Annotated in this window: 8 protein-coding genes and 4 pseudogenes; 3 read left to right on the forward strand and 9 right to left on the reverse strand. The window is 66.6% G+C overall.

What is annotated here, in order from left to right:
* Nucleotides 1-415 precede the first annotated feature (415 nt).
* The gene (locus tag BAY1663_RS19120) at nucleotides 416-646 is read left to right on the forward strand and encodes a hypothetical protein (RefSeq protein WP_037043853.1); all 231 of its coding nucleotides are present in this window, start codon (nucleotides 416-418) and stop codon (nucleotides 644-646) included.
* Between the two features lie 16 nt (nucleotides 647-662).
* Here BAY1663_RS19120 and BAY1663_RS19125 read toward each other — a convergent pair.
* The 7 genes and pseudogenes from BAY1663_RS19125 to BAY1663_RS19155 all read right to left on the reverse strand — a co-directional run bounded on the left by BAY1663_RS19125 (nucleotide 663) and on the right by BAY1663_RS19155 (nucleotide 11934).
* A pseudogene (locus BAY1663_RS19125) lies at nucleotides 663-3721 on the reverse strand (multidrug efflux RND transporter permease subunit).
* Nucleotides 3722-3731: 10 nt separating this feature from the next.
* Nucleotides 3732-4868, reverse strand: a complete 1137-nt coding sequence (locus BAY1663_RS19130) for an efflux RND transporter periplasmic adaptor subunit (RefSeq protein ID WP_037043854.1) — start codon at nucleotides 4866-4868, stop codon at nucleotides 3732-3734.
* A 205-nt stretch (nucleotides 4869-5073) separates the two neighbouring features.
* Nucleotides 5074-6696, reverse strand: coding sequence for a methyl-accepting chemotaxis protein (locus tag BAY1663_RS19135; RefSeq protein WP_037043856.1), 1623 nt, complete (start codon nucleotides 6694-6696; stop codon nucleotides 5074-5076).
* Nucleotides 6697-6791: 95 nt separating this feature from the next.
* Nucleotides 6792-7885, reverse strand: a pseudogene (locus BAY1663_RS19140) (DUF1513 domain-containing protein).
* Nucleotides 7886-7888: 3 nt separating this feature from the next.
* Nucleotides 7889-8965, reverse strand: coding sequence for an imelysin family protein (locus tag BAY1663_RS19145; RefSeq protein ID WP_037043858.1), 1077 nt, complete (start codon nucleotides 8963-8965; stop codon nucleotides 7889-7891).
* Nucleotides 8966-9035: 70 nt separating this feature from the next.
* Nucleotides 9036-10451: a di-heme oxidoredictase family protein gene (locus BAY1663_RS19150; protein ID WP_037043860.1), complete on the reverse strand. Its 1416-nt coding sequence runs from the start codon at nucleotides 10449-10451 to the stop codon at nucleotides 9036-9038.
* A 156-nt stretch (nucleotides 10452-10607) separates the two neighbouring features.
* Nucleotides 10608-11934, reverse strand: a pseudogene (locus tag BAY1663_RS19155) (imelysin family protein).
* A 202-nt stretch (nucleotides 11935-12136) separates the two neighbouring features.
* On the opposite strand from BAY1663_RS19155, the gene BAY1663_RS19160 reads away from it, so the two are divergent.
* Together BAY1663_RS19160 and BAY1663_RS19165 are read left to right on the forward strand one after the other, a co-directional pair.
* Entirely contained in the window at nucleotides 12137-12709 is a 573-nt protein-coding gene (locus BAY1663_RS19160; RefSeq protein ID WP_037043862.1) for a LemA family protein, read from the forward strand.
* A 2-nt stretch (nucleotides 12710-12711) separates the two neighbouring features.
* The gene (locus BAY1663_RS19165; RefSeq protein ID WP_037043864.1) at nucleotides 12712-13605 is read left to right on the forward strand and encodes a GIDE domain-containing protein; all 894 of its coding nucleotides are present in this window, start codon (nucleotides 12712-12714) and stop codon (nucleotides 13603-13605) included.
* Between the two features lie 240 nt (nucleotides 13606-13845).
* Here BAY1663_RS19165 and BAY1663_RS19170 read toward each other — a convergent pair.
* Nucleotides 13846-15905: pseudogene (locus tag BAY1663_RS19170) on the reverse strand (putative bifunctional diguanylate cyclase/phosphodiesterase).
* Nucleotides 15906-16188: 283 nt separating this feature from the next.
* Nucleotides 16189-16770, reverse strand: a complete 582-nt coding sequence (locus BAY1663_RS19175) for a superoxide dismutase (protein ID WP_037043866.1) — start codon at nucleotides 16768-16770, stop codon at nucleotides 16189-16191.
* Nucleotides 16771-17237: the final 467 nt, after the last annotated feature.

Here is a 17237-nt window from a genome sequence, read left to right on the forward strand (position 1 = left end):
TCTCTCAAGCAGCTCGTTAATCGCCCCTGAAAGCAAAACTTTCATTCAGCACACCCAATCTTGCCAGTCCGGTGTCAAGCAGCCTGTCCCCATGAAATGCGAAGAACCTTTTTATGGCTCTTTCCCCGTGGCATGGAGGCTTGCTGGAAGTGCCTGACCGGGTCCGCGTGCAACGGCCCGGTGTTCGACCTTGCGCACGCAGGCAGGCAGGTTGGCACTGAGCGCAGCCCAACAGGTATCGCAGGAACGTGTTGGGCTTCGTCGCTTCGCTCCTCAACCCAACCTACGCCCCCCAGGCTGCGCGCCCCGCCCCAACCGACCTCAGGCCTGCACCAACCGTTCGTCCAAAAACAGCGGCGGAATTAATCAGCTGAGCTACGTTCAGTTAACTAGCGGTCTATCAAGGGTTTACGCCATGAAGCTGGAAATTGCTCGAGGATTGTTTCTCGTCGGCGCGCTTGGTGTGGCCACGCTCTGCGTTGCGGCCTGGCACGAACCTGGCGCGACACTGGTGCAAAGCGGCGAAAGCCGCAGCTATTGCCCGCTGCCGCCCTCTGCCAGGAACGGAGGCACGGCGTTGCGTCCCGACCGGGACTTGCTGTTGTTCCTGTACGGCCTGTCGCAGGGCGGGGGCGGCGCGGGCTGAGCTTTTCAACGGCCTGCTAGTGCGTCGTCGCACCTGCTGCGGCTTCGAGCGGTTGCCGGTCCGGTCGGGCCAGCAGATCGTATACCGTCGGTAGCACGAACAGGGTGAACAGCGTGCCGACCGACATGCCGGTGGCGATCACCAGGCCGATGTCGAAGCGGCTCACGGCGCCGGCGCCGCTGGCGATGATCAGCGGCACCATGCCGAACACCGTCGCCGCGGTGGTCATCAGTACCGGCCGCAGGCGGATCGCCGCGGCTTGCTCCACCGCTTCGCGCCGGCTCAGGCCCTGTTCCTGCCGCAACTGGTTGGCGAACTCGACGATCATGATGCCGTGCTTGCTGATCAGGCCGATCAGCGTTACCAGGCCCACCTGGGTATAGATGTTCATGCTCGACAGGCCGAGGAACAACGGCACCAGCGCGCCACACACCGACAGCGGCACCGTCACCAGGATCACCAGCGGATCGCGGAAGCTCTCGAACTGCGCGGCCAGCACCAGGAAGATCACCGCCAGCGCCAGGGCGAAGGTCAGGTACAGCGCGCGGCCTTCCTGCACGTACTGCCGGGAAGCGCCGGCGTAGTCGAAGCTGAAGCCCTGCGGTGCTTCCTCGCGGGCGATGCCCTGCAGCGTCTCGATGGCCTCGCCCATGCTGACGATGGGGAAGCCCTGGATGGTGGCGGCATTGAGCTGCTGGAACTGCTTGAGCCGGGTCGGTCGCGCGCGGTCGCGCACCTGGATCAGCGTCGACAGCGGCAGCATCTGCCTCGTTCGTTCTGCACGTAGTAGTTGCTCAGCCAGCCGGGATTGTCGCGGTAGGCGCGCTCGACCTGGGCGATCACCTTGTAGCTGCGCCCTTCGATGGTGAAGCGGTTGATCTCGCTCTCGCCGAGCAGGGTACTCAGGGTCAGGCCGAGATCTTCCATGGAGACGCCCATCTGCGCGGCCTTCTCGCGGTCGATCTCGACCACGATCTCCGGCTTGTCGAAGGCCAGGTCGATGTCGAGGAAGGCGAACTTGCCGGACTCCTCGGCGCGCTTGCGGATGCGCTCGCTCACCTGCAGCAGCGTCTCGTAGTCGTTGGCGGTGTTGATCACGAACTGGAACGGCAGGCCTTCGCCGGTGCCCGGCAGCGACGGCAGGTTGAAGCCGAAGATCTGCAGGCCGGGCAGCCGGTCGAGCCTGGCCTGGACCTCGGGGAGGATTTCCATCTGCGAGCGTTCGCGTTCGTCCCAGGGCTTGAGCAGGAAGCCGCCGATGCCGCTTTGCACGCCGTCGAAGCCGTTGATCTGGAACCAGGAATAGTACTCGGGGAAGCTCTGGAAGATTTCCAGGAACTGGTCGGTATAGGCGCCCAGGTAGTCGAGGTTGGCCGTCTGCGGCGCGTTGGCCATCATGAACACGATGCCCTGGTCCTCTTCCGGCGCCAGTTCGCTTTCGGTGAACTTGAGCAGCACGGGAATCAGTGCGAGGACAAGCACGGCGAACACCAGCACCACCGGCCGGGTATTCAGGGTGGCGTGCAGGGCGCGCTGGTAACGCTGCTTGAGGCGTTCGAACAGTTCGTCCAGGCGATGGGCGAAGCCGCTGGGGTTCTCCTCGTGGCGCAGCAGCCTGGAGCACATCATCGGCGACAGGGTCAGCGCCACCACGCCGGAGATCATCACCGCGCCGGCCAGGGTCAGGGCGAACTCCTTGAACAGCGCGCCGGTCAGGCCCTGCAGGAAGCCGATCGGGGCGTATACCGCGGCCAGGGTAACGGTCATCGAGACCACCGGCATGGCGATCTCCCGCGCGCCGTCGAGGGCCGCCTGGAACGGCGACTTGCCCTGCTCGATATGCCGGTGGATGTTCTCCACCACGACGATGGCGTCGTCTACCACCAGGCCGATCGCCAGCACCATCGCCAGCAGGGTCAGCAGGTTGATCGAATAGCCCATGGCCTGCATGAAGAACAGCACGCCGATCATCGACAGCGGGATGGTCACCACCGGGATCAGCACGCTGCGCAGCGAGCCGAGGAAGAGGAACACCACGACGACGACGATCAGCGCGGCCTCGGCGAGTGTTTTCAGCACTTCGTCGATCGAGGCCTGGATGAACTCGGTGGCGTCGTAGGCGATGGTCGCCTTGAGCCCGGGCGGCAGCTGCGCCTCGATCTGCGGCATGATCGCGCGCACGCCCTTGATCACGTCCAGCGGGTTGGCGCTGGGTGTGCCCTTGATGCCGATGTAGACGGAGGGGATGCCGTCGAACGAGCTGATCGAATCGTAGCTTTCGGCGCCCATCTCGACACGCGCCACGTCGCCCAGCAGCACGCGGCTGTCGCCCTGGGTCTTGAGCGGAATGGCGGCGAAGGCTTCCGGGGTCTTCAGCTCGGTGTCGGCGTTGATGCTGGTGACCACGTACTGGCCCTTCACCTCGCCGGCGGCGGAGAGGAAGTTGTACTTGCGCACCGCTTCGTTGACGTTGCCGGCGGAGATGCCATAGGCGGCCAGCTTCACCGGATCGAGCCACAGGCGCATGGCGAACACCTGGTTGCCGAGGATCTCGGCCTCGGCCATGCCCGGCAGGGTGGCCAGCTTGGGCTGGATCACCCGCGACAGGTAGTCGGTGATCTGCGGGTTGGACAGCTGGTCGCTGTAGAAGCTGATGTACATCAGCGCGGTGGAGTCGGCGGCCTGCTTGTTCAGCACCGGGTCTTCGGCATCCTGCGGCAGCTGGTTCTTCACCGAGTTGGCCTGGCTCAGCAGCTCGGTGTAGAGGCGGTCGGTGTCGGCGCCGATGCGCGCGAAGACCGAAATCACCGAGGCGTTCTGCTGGCTGACCGAGGTCATGTAGTCCACACCCTCGGCGCTGGCCAGGCTCTGCTGCAGCGGTTGGGTGATGTAGCCCTGGATGGTCTCGGCGTTGGCGCCGGGGTAGGCGGTGGTGACCGTGATCAACGCGCTTTCCATCTGCGGATACTGGCGGATGGTCAGGCTGTTGAAGGCCTGCAGGCCGAGCAGCACGAGCAGCAGGCTGATCACGCTGGCCAGCACCGGGCGACGGATGAAGGGATCGGTGAATGCCATGCTGGGGCCCCTAATCGGTCGTGGGCTGCTGATCGGGCTCCGGCTCGAGCGTGCGCGTGTCGGCGAGGCTGATATGGGTGCCGTTGTCCAGCTTGAGCTGGCCGGCGGTGATCACCCGTTCACCGCCCTCGAGCCCGTCGAGGATCAGCACCAGCCCGTCGCGGCGCTCGCCGGTGCTGACGAAGCGCCGTTCGACCACCAGATAGGGCTCGTCGCTGGCCACGCCTTCCGGCGGGGTACCTTCGCTGACCAGCAGCACCGAGTTGCCGTACAGCGTGTAGGTGATCGCGGTTTCCGGCACCACCACCTGCGCGGTCCGGGTCGGCAGCAGCACCTGCAGGTCGGCGAACATGCCGGGCAGCAGGCGGCCATCGGGATTGGCCAGCTCGGCGCGCACCTGCACGTTGCGCGTGGTGGTTTCCACCTTCGGGTTCAAGGCGCTGATCACCCCCTCGAAGCGCTCGCCGGGGTAGGCGGCGACCTGCAGCTGCACGCGTTGGCCGAGCGCCAGCAGCGGCACGTGCTGCTCGGCCAGGTAGAAATCGACGAACAGGGTGGAAAGGTCCTGCAGGGTGGCGATCGGCGTGCCGGCGGCGAGGAAATCGCCGACGTCCACCTGGCGGATGCCGATGGTGCCGGCGAAGGGCGCCAGCACGCGCTTCTTCGCCAGGCTGGCGCGCAATTGCGCGACGCTGGCGTCGGCCTTCTGCAACTCGGCGTTGAGCCGGTCGAATTCGCTGCGCGAAACCGCCTGGCGCTCGAGCAGGCTGCGGGCACGCTGGAACTCCAGGCGCGACAGGGCGAGATCGGCCTCGGCGGCGGCCAGGCTGGCCTGTTCGACCTCGCTGTCGAGCAGGACGATGGGCTGGCCCTTGGCAACCTGTTCGCCCGAGCGGAATTGTACCTCGCTGACGGTGCCGGCGACCTCGACGCTGAGGTCGATGCCCTGGGACGCCTTGAGCGTGCCGATGGCCGGCAGGCGGCTCTGCCAGTCAAGCCGGCGCGCGGTTTGCGCCTCGACACTGATCGCCGGCGCAGGGGCGCTGAATTGCTGGATCTGCTGGTAGATCGAGTTGAACTTGAGCGCGGCGAGGATCAGTACGACGACGATCACCGCGCCCAGCATGAACAGCATGCGGCGCAACATTTTCCATGTTCCTTGGAGACGTGAGCCGGCTGTCTACTGCCGTGATCGAGGCAGCCGTTCGGGTGGTCCACTCGTGGCCGGGGCGGCGGCGATCTTGGCCTGTGCAAGGCGGCCGGATGCCCGAGCGAGCGAGGAAACTTAGCCTCGAATCGGCTGCAAGTAAAGGGGCGGACCGCGGCGCGGTTCGCCCCTTTCGGGCGGGGGATCAGCCCGCCAGGCGTTGCGTCACGTCGCTGAGCTGGGCCGACAGGCCGTGCAGGTTGCGGCTGGCGGTCTCGGTGCGCTCGACGTTCGCCTGGTTGCGGGTGGCGATCGAGGTGATCTCGGTGATGTTGCGCGAGATGTCCTCGGCCACCGCGGTCTGCTCTTCGGCCGCGGTGGCGATCTGGCGGTTCATGTCGCGGATCGCCTCGACCGCCTCGGTGATCCGTTGCAGCATCTGTCCGGCCTCCGTCACCTGGCCGAGGCCCTGTTCGCTGCGCGCCTGCCCGCTCTCGATGGCGCGTACCGCGTCGCTGGCGCCAGTCTGCACGGTATCGATGATCTGGTGGATTTCCGCGGTGGATTCGGCGGTGCGCCGGGCCAGCGTGCGCACCTCGTCGGCGACCACCGCGAAGCCCCGTCCAGCCTCGCCGGCACGCGCCGCTTCGATGGCCGCGTTGAGCGCCAGCAGGTTGGTCTGGTCGGCGATGCCGCGGATCACCTCGAGCACCTTGCCGATGCGTTCGCTGTCGCTTTCCAGGCGGCGGATCACCTCGGCGGTGGTGGTGATCTCGCCGCTCATGCGGCTGATGGTCTCGATGGTCGAGCGCATCACCGCCTCGCCCTGCTGCGCCGAGCGGTCGGCGGCATCGGCCGCCTGGGCCGCGTCGGCGGCATGCCGCGAGACTTCCTGGGCGGTGGCGGACATCTCGTGCATGGCGGTGGCGACCTGGTCGGTGCGCGAAAACTGGTCGCGGGTGCCCTCGGCCATCAAGGTGGCGATGGCGTTCAGCTCGCCACTGGCACTGTCCAGGTTCGAGGTGCTGCGCTGCATCTGGGCGAAGGTGTCGGCGAGAAAATCGCGCAGGATGTTCGCCGCCGCAGCCAGGCGCCCGAGTTCGTCGGCGCGGCTGGCATCCACACGCTCGGCGAACTTGCCCTGGCTGAGGCGGGCGATGTGTTCGATCAGTGTGCCGATGGGCTTGACGATGTTGCGGTTGACCAGCCACAGGCTGAGCAGCGTCACCAGCACACCGGCCGCCAGCATGGCCAGCGGGCCGAGCAGGGCGGTGGCATCGGCATCCGCGCTGATGTCGGTGGCGCGGGCGCTGGCGGACTGCTGCAGTTGCGCGAGCAATTCGCTCATCTGCGCGCTGGTGGCACGGTCGATACCGGTCACCGCGGCGTCGCCGGCCACGGGGTCGCTGCCGGTGGCGACGAAGGCCTCCAGGCCCTTGCGATAGGCGCTACCGAGGGCGCGATGCTCGTTGCGCAGGGCCTCGACCTGGCGGGCCAGTAGCGGGTCGTCGGCGCTCCGTTCGAGCAGCGTAGCGAGCGTGGCCTGCACCTTCGCCTCCTGTGCTTCGAACTGCGACCAGTAGCGCTCGCGGGCGTCGGCCTGCTTGCCGCGCAGCAGCACGTTCTTCCATTCCTGCACCTGGGTCTTGAACTCCAGGTTGGCTTCGCCGATCAGCTGCGATTTGGCCATCGGGCCATCGAGCAATTCCTGGAATTCATCCAGATGGCGGCTGAGGACATGGATGCAGAACAGGGCGGTGAGCAGCATCGACAGCAGGCTGCCGCCGATCAGCGCGAGCAGTTGCGCGCGCAGGGATTTCCGGAGCATGGAGAGGATTCTCGTCGTAGAGGGAATGGCGAACGTCGCTGGGCATCCCTGCCTACGCTCCCCCTTTCTCGGCGGCGATGGGGTTTTCTTGAGTGCTAGACCACCCGTAAATGGTTGTCCCAGAGCCCCGCGGGCAGGCTCAGCGGGGTGCTGGCGATGTGCGCGCCGTGGCAGTCGAGCAAGCGGCAACGGCCCTGGCCGGAGCTGACGACGAAGCCTCGGCGACCGCCGCGACGCCGGCGCAGTCGGGCAGGTGGATTTCCTGGCGCAGCCGGGTGCTGTCCAGCTCCCAGACCAGCACCTTGTTGCCGCGCGGCGCGGTGACCGCCAGCAGCCGCAGCGTGTCGTGGATGGCCAGGCTGGCGGTGTACTGGTTCATGATCTGGCGCTGCGCCTCGCCCAGCGGGAAGTGCTGGAACGGCTGCCCCGGGCGCTTGATCGCCAGCAGCGGCACGCGGTCCATCGGGTCGCCCTCGTACTGCTGGCCGGAGACCACGGTGCCGTCGGCGGCCACGGCGAGGTGGCGCACGCTGCTCATCCGTTCGGGCAGCTGTTCCTTGCTGACCAGGCTGCCGTCGCGGCGCAGCAGCACCAGGCTCGGCTCCATGGCGTCGAGGTTCATCATCTCGCGGCTGTCGGCCTCGGTGCGGATGCCGCCATTGGCGACCACCAGGGTCTCGCCGTCCGGCATCCACAGCAGCTGGTGCGGGCCGATACCGTGGGTCGAGTGCTCACCGACGCGCCGCAGCTGGCGCCCTTCGAGGCGGTAGACGCCGAGCACGCCACGGCCGGCGTCGCGGGTGTCGTTCTCGGTGCTGTAGAACCACTCGCCATCCTCGTGGAACACGCCGTGGCCATAGAAGTGGCGGTCGGCCGGCGAGGCGAGTACCTGCAGCAGGCGACCGTCGCGCGAGTCGATCAGGTAGCTCTCGCGGCTCGGCCGGCGGCCGACGAACACTGCCAGCGGCAGATGCGGGTGCGGGTAGACGTCATGGCAGCGTTCGGCCACCGGCGTGGCGAAGGCCTGGCTGCCGTCGAGCCGATAGCCGACTGCGTAGTGATGGCCGTCGGCATCGTCGCGGGCCGAGAGCAGGACCGGCTGCCCGCCATGGCGCGTCAGCGTCCAGCCGCCGATGGCGCCGGCGGCCAGCGCGGCACCGCCCAGGCCCAGGAGGGTACGCCGCTTCATGCTTCAGTCTCCGTCGTGGGCGTTGAAGCCGATCTGCACGCCCAGGGCGCGCGCCAGTTCCTGCTGGTGCAGGCGATGCAGCTGGTCCAACTGTATGTACAGCTCGTTGAGGCGGGTCCGCCCGGATTCGTCGGCGAGCAGTTCGGCGAAGGGCTGGTCCAGCTGCTGCAGCCGCTGGCGCAGCTCGGCATAGCCCTGGTCGATGCGCCGGGCCAGCTCGGCCTGTTCAGTGCCGAGCAATTGGCGCAGGCCATCCCGATCGGCTCCGGACCAGACGCGCTCGGCGCCGGCGAGCACCGCGGCGATGCTCGCCAGGGTTGCATCGCTGCGCCAGGCCTCGGCCTGGTACGGCTGTGGATGGCCCTTGGCCTGGCGCCCCAGCGGCGCGCCGAGCTTCTTCTTCAGGCCATCGAGGGCGGTGACCTGCACCCGCAGCAGTTCGGCGACCGCCTCGCTGGGCTCGGCATAGCGTTCGTTGGGGAAGCTGCGCAACTGGTCGGCCATGCCGCCCTTGGCTTCCCACTGCTGCAGGACGTCGGCCGAGAGGCGCTGCTGGTGTTCGCCGATGGCCACCAGCAGGGGGCAGTAGCGGGCCTTGCTGGCGCTGTCGGCCAGGTCGATGCTCTTGTCGAAGACGACGTACTCGTAGGCACTGAGCCCCTGCACCACGACACTGGCCTTCTCCAGATCAGCCTGGGTGAGCCCGGGTTTGTTGTCGAGCAGGGTGGTGACCTGGCGTGCCACCAGGTTCTTCTTGTCCGGCCAGAACTGCACCTGCCAGGCACGGTTGCCTTCGCCCATGGGACCGATCAGCAGCGGCTGCATTCCGGCCCAGGCAGTCTGGGCCTGGAGGAAGGCTTCGCGTGCCTGCTCCAGCGGCTGGTTCCCGGCGCAGAAGGCGATGGCGCTGGCGGCCAGGCGACGGTCGGTTTCCGCCCACTGGATGTAGGCCGGCAGCAGCACGCCGTCGGCCAGGGCCTTGCTGGCTTCTGCCTGTGGATCGGCCGGGGTGCAGGCGCTGAGCAGCAGGCCGGCCAGCATGCTGCCGGTGGCGATGCGGATGGAGCGGGTGTGGGTCATGGCATCCTCGTCAGCAAGGCTGTGTTCGTTGCTCCCGTCCGGTGGCGGGGCTCATGTATGGATGGTGCGTTCAGAGCGACTCGAGGAAACTCAGCAGCGCCTCGCGTTGTTCGCGGTCGAAGCCGAGCACCTTCTGCCGTGCGGCTTCGGCTTCGCCACCATGCCAGAGAATGGCTTCGAGCAGGTTGCGCGCACGGCCGTCGTGGAGAAACTGGCTGTGGCCGCTGACGGTCTGGGTCAGGCCGATGCCCCATAGCGGCGGGGTGCGCCACTCGCGGCCGCTGGCTTCGAATTCCGGGCGGTGGTCCGCCAGGCCTTCGCCCATGTCGTGCAGCAGCAGGTCGGTATAGGGGCGGATCGGCTGGTTGGCCAGCTCCGGCTCGGCGGCATCCGCGGCGGTGGTGAACTGCGGGATATGGCAGCTCTGGCAGCCGGCACGGTGGAACAGCGTCTTGCCGGCGAGCACCTGTGGATCGTCGACGTTGCGCCGTGCCGGCACGCCGAGGTTGCGGGTATAGAACAGCACCTGGGCGAGGATGGCGTCGCTGACTTCCGGTTCGCCGCCGTCGGGCATCGCCCGGCATTCGACCTGCCGCTCGGTGCAGCTGCTGCCGCTGAACAGGCGGGTGGACAGGCCCATGTCGTTGAAGAAGGCATCGGCGTTCTGCTGATTCAGGCTCGGTTGGCCGGCCTTCCAGCCGAAACGGCCGATCACCGTTTCGCGGCTGAGCTGGTCGAACACCCGGTTGGGCCGCCCGGAAATGCCGTCGCCATCGCGGTCGTCGGGGTCGGCATTGGCCAGCAGCGCCTGTTCGGGGATGGCTTCGAGCAGGCCCAGGCCGATCATCGGCGGGGCGATGCGCAGCGACATCCGGGTATCCGGGTGCAGCTCGCCATAGGCCAGCTCGCTCAGCTGCACCTGCGGCTTGCGCAGTTCCACCTGGGTGCCGTCGGCGAAGCGTACCGTTTCGATGCTGTAGTCGAGGCGAACCTTGCCTTCCGGCGCGACGCCGGGAATCGCCATGTCCTGCAGTTGCCCGCCATAACTGGGCTCCGGGGCGATGCCGCGCTGCCGGACCACCTCGGCATGCTCCGGGCCGGCGGGGATCGACAGGCGCACCAGCATGGACACGGCGCTGGCGGCTTCGGGCCCGGGCGGATGGCCGCGACCGTCCTTGATGTGGCAGTTCTGGCAGGCGTTGGTGTTGAGCAGCGGGCCGAGGCCGTCGCGCGCGGTGGTGGAGGACGGCGCGATCACCCAGGGGTTGCGGAAGAAGCTGTTGCCGACGCTGAAGTCCAGGCGGCGCATCGGCGCGAGATTCGCCGAGGGCAGGGAAAAGGCGTTCTGGTCGAACTTCATCACCGTGGCGCTGCCGGCCGAGAGCGCTTCGCCGGGTTCGGCCTGCTCGAAGCGGGGCGCTTCGTCGCCACAGGCGGCGAGAGCCAGGGCCAGCAACGGCAGCAGACGGCGGAACAACGGGAGCATCGGAGCGTACCTGCGGCAAGAAAAAACGCCGCAATCTTAGCAGGCTAATCGAATTCGAATAAGAGGGATTTGCATTTGCGCTTCAGGGGAAAGCCCGCGGCGGCGACGGCAAGACCGCACGGGCACGGCAGGGCGCCGCACCCGTGTGGCGAACGATCAGAACTCGTGGTCGGCGGTGTCCGGGTTGAGGTCGCTGATGCCGAGCGCGGCGGCCGCCTGCTCGATGGAGGCGGTCTGCTTGACCAGTGCAGCGATGGCGTTGCGCACCTTTTCCTGGCCTGCGCCGTTGTCGGCGGCGATCAGTTGGTCGAAGCTTCGCCGTTGTTGGCGCTTTCCACGAGCACCTGCAGCTTGGCCTCGGTGGTTTCCAGGTCGGTCTTGAGCGTGCTGTCGAGCTCGGGGTTCACGGCCTGCACCAGCGCTGCCAGGCTCGCGCCGCTGAGGGTGCTGCCGTCGACGCGCTGGTATTCGCCCAGGTAGATGTTGCGGATGCCCTTGGCGTTGTAGAAGTGCGAGTTGTGGGTGTTGTCGCTGAAGCAGTCGTGCTCGTCCTCGGTGGAGTTGGCCTCCAGCGCGACCTTCATGCGTTCGCCGGCCAGCTCGCCGAGCGACAGGCTGCCCATGCCGAAGAGCATCTTGCGCAGGCCGTTTTCCGCCGATTCGGCTTCCAGGCTGGCGCGGTAGTTGTCGGCGCCGGCCTGCCACTGGCCGACCATCTCCTGCAGGTCGCTGACCAGCAGGTCGGTGGCTGCCTTCAGGTAGGCGCGACGGCGATCGCAGTTGCCGCCGGTGCAATCGTCGCCTTCGAGGTAGTCGGTATGCGGACGCTGGCCGGCACCCGGTTGGTGCCGTTGAGGTCCTGGCCCCAGAGCAGGAATTCGATGGCGTGATAGCCGGTGGCGACGTTCGCTTCGGAGCCGGCCAGTTCGTTGAGGCTGGCCAGCAGCTCGCCGCTGATCTGGCTGACGTCGATCTTGTCCTCGCCGATCTGCAGTTCGGTGTTGGCGATGATGTTGGCGGTGGCGCCGGGGTTGCCCAGGGCGTGCTGGTAGTCGCCCTCGACGTAGTCGATCAGGCCCTCGTCCAGTGGCCAGGCGTTGAGCTGGCCCTCCCAATCGTCGACCACGGCATTGCCGAAGCGGAACACCTCGCTCTGCATGTAGGGCACGCGGGCGGCCAGCCAGGCCTGTTTGGCGGCTTGCAGGGTTTGCTCGCTGGGGGTGGCGAGCAGGGCGTCCACGGCCTGCTGCAGTTCGACGGCAGTGGCGTGGGCATCGCTGAACACGGCCAGGGCCAGGTCGGCATAGTGGCTGACGACGGCCTTGGCGGCACTCTCGTCCGGCGCCTGCTCCTGGGCTTTGGCTTCCTCGGCGGGCTGGCTCTGGGTGGTGGCCTGCGGAGCGGCTGCCTGGTTCACGGGCGCTTTGTCTTCACCACAACCGGCGAGGGAGATGGCCACGGCCAGGAGGCTGGCGGGTGCCAGAAGGGAGTGCGTAGCATGTGTGGATTCCTTTGCGTGCGAGAGTAAACGGATGCGCGGCCGGAGGGCTGCTCGTGGAACCGGATAATAATGCGAAAGATTTTCATTTTGTGCAAAGCGAATGCGTGCGCCGCCTCTCTCTGCGCATTCGCCGCTGCCGCTAGAATGCGGGCATTCCGAACGACGGTCTTCATGGAGAAGCCTGATGAGCCTGAGCGCTGTGGTTGTGCTGGTGGTGCTGTTTCTCGTCGCCGCCTATGCGGTGATCCTCTATAACGGCCTGGTACGGTTGAAGCACGGCGTCGGCAAGGCCTGGGCGAACATCGACGTGCTGCTGCGCCAGCGTCACGAGGAGTTGCCCAAGCTGGTCGAGACCTGCAAGCAGTACATGCAGCACGAGCGCGCCACCCTGGAGCAGGTGATCAGCGCCCGCAATGCGGTCTCCAGCGCCCGCGAGCAGGGCGACGTCGGTGCCCTCGGCCAGGCCGAGAGCGGGCTGCGCGCCGGTCTCGGCCGGTTGTTCGCCCTGGCGGAGAACTACCCCGAACTCAAGGCCAACGAAAGCTTCCGCCACCTACAGCAGCGCATCAGCGGGCTGGAAAGCGGCATCGCCGACCGGCGCGAGCTGTACAACGAGGCGGTCAACCTGAACAACGTGCGCATCGAGCAGTTTCCTGATGCCGTGCTGGCCCGGCTGTTCGCTTTCAAGGAGGCGGCGCTGCTGCAGTTCAGCGAGGCCGAGAAGGCCGACGTCGACCTCAGGTCGCTGTTCGGCTGACGATGGATCTCGCTCAGCTCTTCGGGCTCGCCCTCGCGTCGGCGCTGTGCCTCGGCGGTGGTGGGTTCTGCGTGTGGCGCTGGGCACGTGCGCGGCACCTGCTGGACACACCGACCTCGCGGATTCGTTCGGCGGCGCAGGGCTACGTCGAACTGCTCGGCGTGCTGCGCGAGCTGCCGGCCGTGCAGCCGCTGGCGCCGCTGAGCGGAGAACGCTGCCTGTGGTGGCGCTACTGCATCGAGGAGTACCGCGCCAACGGCAAGCGCAGCAGCTGGAGCGTGCTCGAGCGGGGCACCAGCGATGCGTGGCTGTGCCTGGCCGACGCCACCGGCGAATGCCTGATCGACCCACGCGGCGCCGAGGTGCACCCGGCCTTTCGCAAGGTCTGGACCGGCAGCCTGCGGCACCCGCGCGGCCTGGCGCCGCAAGGCTGGGTGCGCCTGTTCAGCGGTGGCAGGACGTATCGCTACACCGAGGAGCGCCTGCACGCCGGCGAGCCGCTCTATGCCATCGGTGACTTCCGCAGCAGTGGTGGCGGGCGCCAGGGGCTCGATCTGCAGGCGGCCAAGGGCGAAGTGATTCGCCAGTGGAAGGGCGATTTCGCCGGGCTGTTGCAGCGTTTCGACAGCAATGCCGATGGCCGGCTCGACGAACAGGAATGGAACCGCGTGCACCTGGCCGCGCGCCTGGAAGCCGAGGACCGGCACCGGCAGAGCAGCGCCACGCCTTCCCTGCACCAACTGGGCCGCCCGCGCGAGGCGCTGCCTTTCGTGCTCTCCAGCCATGGCGAGGAGGTGCTCACCCGGCGTTACTGCTGGCAGGCCGCCGCTGGCGCGGCGCTGTGCCTGGCGGGCGCGGTGTGGCTGGCGATGCAGCTGGGCGTGACCGCCTGGTAACGCCTGGCGGCCTGGTTTTTTCCCGGTTCGCCAGGCCCCGCTATCTGGAAGGCTCCTGTGCCTGGAAAGCAGCCTGTGCACACCTATCCGCAGGAGCCCGGGGGCGCCGGGGCCTTGCCGACGATGATCGGCGTTGCGGAGCGGGCTCCTACCAGTCAGTGCTGTCATGCAGCAGACAGGCGCCCGAATTGGAGTACGCGCGGGGAAAGAAGCCGTAGCCGGCACGCGAGCGCCCAGCCCTTAGCGCAGCTCGGAATTGACCGCGCGATCGAAGCGCTGCGACTGGCGCAGCAGCAGGCCGAGCTCGTGGGCGGGCAGCGGCTTGCTGTAGTAGTAGCCCTGGCCTTCCTGGCAGCCTTCGGCGATCAGGTAGGCTTCCTGCTCCGGCGTTTCCACACCTTCGGCGATGACCGTCATGCCGAGGCTCTTGCCCAGCTGGATGATGGCCCGCACGATGGTCGCGCCTTCGTCCTGACCGATGTCCTGGACGAAGCTCTTGTCGATCTTGATCTTGTCCAGCGGCAGGCTCTTCAGGTAGCTGAGCGAGGAGTAGCCGGTGCCGAAGTCGTCGATGGCGATCAGCGCGCCGGAGCGGCGCAGGCTGTGCAGGTTGTGCGCGGCCGCGTCGATGTCTTCCATCAACCCGGTTTCGGTGACTTCCAGCTCGAGGGTCTCGGCAGGCAGCTGATGATCGCGCAGCAGTTCGCCGATCATTTCCGGCAGCCGCGGGTGGCGCAGTTGCACGGTGGACAGGTTCACCGCCATGCGCAGGCCGGCGAAGCCTGGGCGTGCCATTCGCGCAGCTGGCTGCAGGCCTGGTCGAGCACCCATTTGCCGATCTCGATGATGCTGCCGTTCTGCTCGGCCAGCGGGATGAACAGGTCTGGCGGAATCAGCCGGCCCTGCGGGTGCTTCCAGCGCAGCAGGGCCTCGACGCCGGTGATGCGGTTCTGCCGGTAGTCCACCTGCGGCTGGTAGACCAGGTGGAATTCGTTGTGCTTGAGCGCTTCGCTCAGGTCCTTCTCCAGTTCCCGGCGGGCGCGCATCTCGCTGTCGATGCTGGCGACGTAGAACTGGTAGCGATTGCGCGACCGGTTCTTGGCCAGGGTCATGGTCTGTTCGGCTTTCTGCAAAAGCTTCTCGGTGCTGTCGCCATCTTCCGGATACAGGGTGATGCCAATGGTGCCGCGCAGGCGGATGTGCTGCCCGTCGAGCTCGATGGGGGTTTCCAGGTCGTCGAGCAGGCTCTGCGCCAGCTCGGCCGCCTCGTAGGGTTGCTCGATGCCGCTGAGCACCAGCACGAACTGGTCGCCACCCAGGCGCGCCAGTGCCCCCAGCCTGTTGCCCAGGTCGCGCAGGCGATTGGCCTGGGCCTGCAGCAGGGAATCCCCGGCTTGGTAGCTGTACTGTTCGTTGACGCCCTTGAAGTCGTCCAGGCCCAGACAGAGCACCGCGACGCGCCGCTGCAGGCGGCGGGCCTCGTCGAGGATGTGGTCGAGCTGCTGCTGCAGCTGCCGGCGGTTGGGCAGGCCGGTCAGCGAGTCGTACTGCGTCATGCGGTGCAGGCTGCTTTCGGCCTCCTGGCGCAGGTGCATGTTGTGCTCGATGGAGGCGAGCAGGCCGTTGGCGGTTTCCACCCACAGGCCCAGCTCGTTGCGCTCGTGGCCCTTGATCATCGGCAGCTTGTGCTCGCCGGGGCGGTCGGGGTTGATCTGTGCCAGATGCTCGATGAGCTTGGTCAGCGGGCGGGTCAGCAGCCACTGGTAGATGAGGTAGAGCACCAGGCCCAGGGTCAGGGCGCGCAAGATGCCGAGGATGAAGATCAGGATCGAGTCGTTGATGAACTCCTGCCCGTACTGGGCGGTGTCCAGGGTGATGCGCAGGTCGCCGTAGTATTCGTTGTAGGGCGGCTTGCCGACCAGCGAGATGGAGAACTGCTGGTCGCGGCCGAGGATCGGGTCGGTCAGCCAGCGCGTCGGCAGCCTGAGCGGCGGGCGGATCTTCAGCGCCAGCATGCCGTCGTCGGGATGGCCGATGGAGGCCATGCGGATCGATTCGTGCTGGAACAGGCCCTCCATCACCTGGGCGCCCATCTCGCGATCGAGGCTGTAGATCGCCTGTGTCGACGGATCGCGCGTCATGCGCAGGATGCGCTGGGCGTCCGCTTCGATCAGGTGGCGGGTCTTGTAGGCGCCGAAGATGATCTGTGCGCAACTGAGCACCAACCCTACCGCCAGTGCGGACAGCAGGACAACACGCAGGAGCTTTCGCGACAGGCTATTGCGCAATTCCAGCTTCAACAAGAGGAGGTCCTTTTTCCATGCCCGTGCTCAGTTGCGCAAGTATTGATAGTCATGAGGCAATCGTCAAAGACGCTGATTCACCGTAAATGGACAGCATTGATATTTTTTTCACTGGTGCCGTGGAAGCGCCAATGCACGGGGCTCATTGCATACGGGAGGCGGCATGGGCGCCTGGTTTTTTCGCAGACGCCTGCGGATATATAGCGGCAGGCAACGCCCAGGCCTTAAACGAAAAATGCCCGCAGCGACGTGCGGGCATTCTTCGGTGCTACCTGGGGGTTCAGCCTGCGAAGTTGTTCGCGACGAAGTCCCAGTTGACCAGGTTCCAGAACGCTTCGATGTACTTCGGACGAGCGTTGCGGTAGTCGATGTAGTAGGCATGTTCCCAGACGTCGCAGGTCAGCAGCGGCTTGTCGCCCACGGTGATCGGGTTGCCGGCGCCGATGGTGCTGGCCAGGCCGAGGCTGCCGTCGGACTTCTTCACCAGCCAGGCCCAGCCGGAGCCGAAGGTGCCGATGGCGGTCTTGGTGAACTCTTCCTTGAACTTGTCGAAGGAACCGAAGCTGGCATTGATGGCGTCAGCCAGGGCACCGCTCGGCTGGCCGCCGGCGTTCGGCGCCAGGCAGTTCCAGAAGAAGGTGTGGTTCCAGACCTGGGCCGCGTTGTTGAAGATGCCGCCGGAGGACGTCTTGATGATGCTTTCCAGGTCCTTGCCTTCGAACTCGGTGCCCGGGATCAGGTTGTTCAGGTTGGTCACGTAGGCGGCGTGGTGCTTGTCGTGGTGGTAGTCGAGCGTCTCGGCGGACATGTACGGCTCGAGAGCATTCTTTTCGTAAGGCAGCGGCGGCAATTCGAAAGCCATGATGTATCTCCTACTCAGGTGTCGAGGATTGATGCGGCCAGCTGGGAAGGCGATCCGCGGTGATTCCGGCGACGCCGGCGAGCAGGGTGCAATGCGTGCGCGTCCTGCCCGTTACCGTTGTCGTTCCCTTCGCTCGCTACATTCTTTGCGCATCTCTGGCCGTTCACGGTCGGCCGAACTGGCAGACTGAAGCCTTCCGCTCCATGCCTGCGAGCCAGCGATCATAGCACCCGACCTGCGGCAAAACCACGCGGCAACTGTGTGGAAAAGCGGGTTCCAGGGCCTTCGCCGCTTGCCGGCTGCGGGTCGCAGACAACTGGCTGCGCCTTGCGTGGACCCGTCTTGCGACGTGGCGTTCCTTGGTCGCCCCGGAAAAGATGGTTCATTGCGTTTTCTCGGGGAGGCGAAGATTGATACCGGACTGGCAAGTTTGGGTGTTGCCACCATTTGGTTTGGGCTTGCGCCTC

Source organism: Pseudomonas sp. BAY1663 (assembly GCF_000582595.1).
GTDB lineage: Bacteria > Pseudomonadota > Gammaproteobacteria > Pseudomonadales > Pseudomonadaceae > Stutzerimonas > Stutzerimonas stutzeri_AF.

Coding starts and splice junctions, on each gene's coding strand:
- BAY1663_RS19135 (WP_037043856.1), bottom strand. CDS start 6,696: ATGCTCCGGAAATCCCTGCGCGCGCAACTGCTCGCGCTGATCGGCGGC.
- BAY1663_RS19165 (WP_037043864.1), top strand. CDS start 12,712: ATGGATCTCGCTCAGCTCTTCGGGCTCGCCCTCGCGTCGGCGCTGTGC.
- BAY1663_RS19150 (WP_037043860.1), bottom strand. CDS start 10,451: ATGCTCCCGTTGTTCCGCCGTCTGCTGCCGTTGCTGGCCCTGGCTCTC.
- BAY1663_RS19120 (WP_037043853.1), top strand. CDS start 416: ATGAAGCTGGAAATTGCTCGAGGATTGTTTCTCGTCGGCGCGCTTGGT.
- BAY1663_RS19175 (WP_037043866.1), bottom strand. CDS start 16,770: ATGGCTTTCGAATTGCCGCCGCTGCCTTACGAAAAGAATGCTCTCGAG.
- BAY1663_RS19160 (WP_037043862.1), top strand. CDS start 12,137: ATGAGCCTGAGCGCTGTGGTTGTGCTGGTGGTGCTGTTTCTCGTCGCC.
- BAY1663_RS19130 (WP_037043854.1), bottom strand. CDS start 4,868: ATGTTGCGCCGCATGCTGTTCATGCTGGGCGCGGTGATCGTCGTCGTA.
- BAY1663_RS19145 (WP_037043858.1), bottom strand. CDS start 8,965: ATGACCCACACCCGCTCCATCCGCATCGCCACCGGCAGCATGCTGGCC.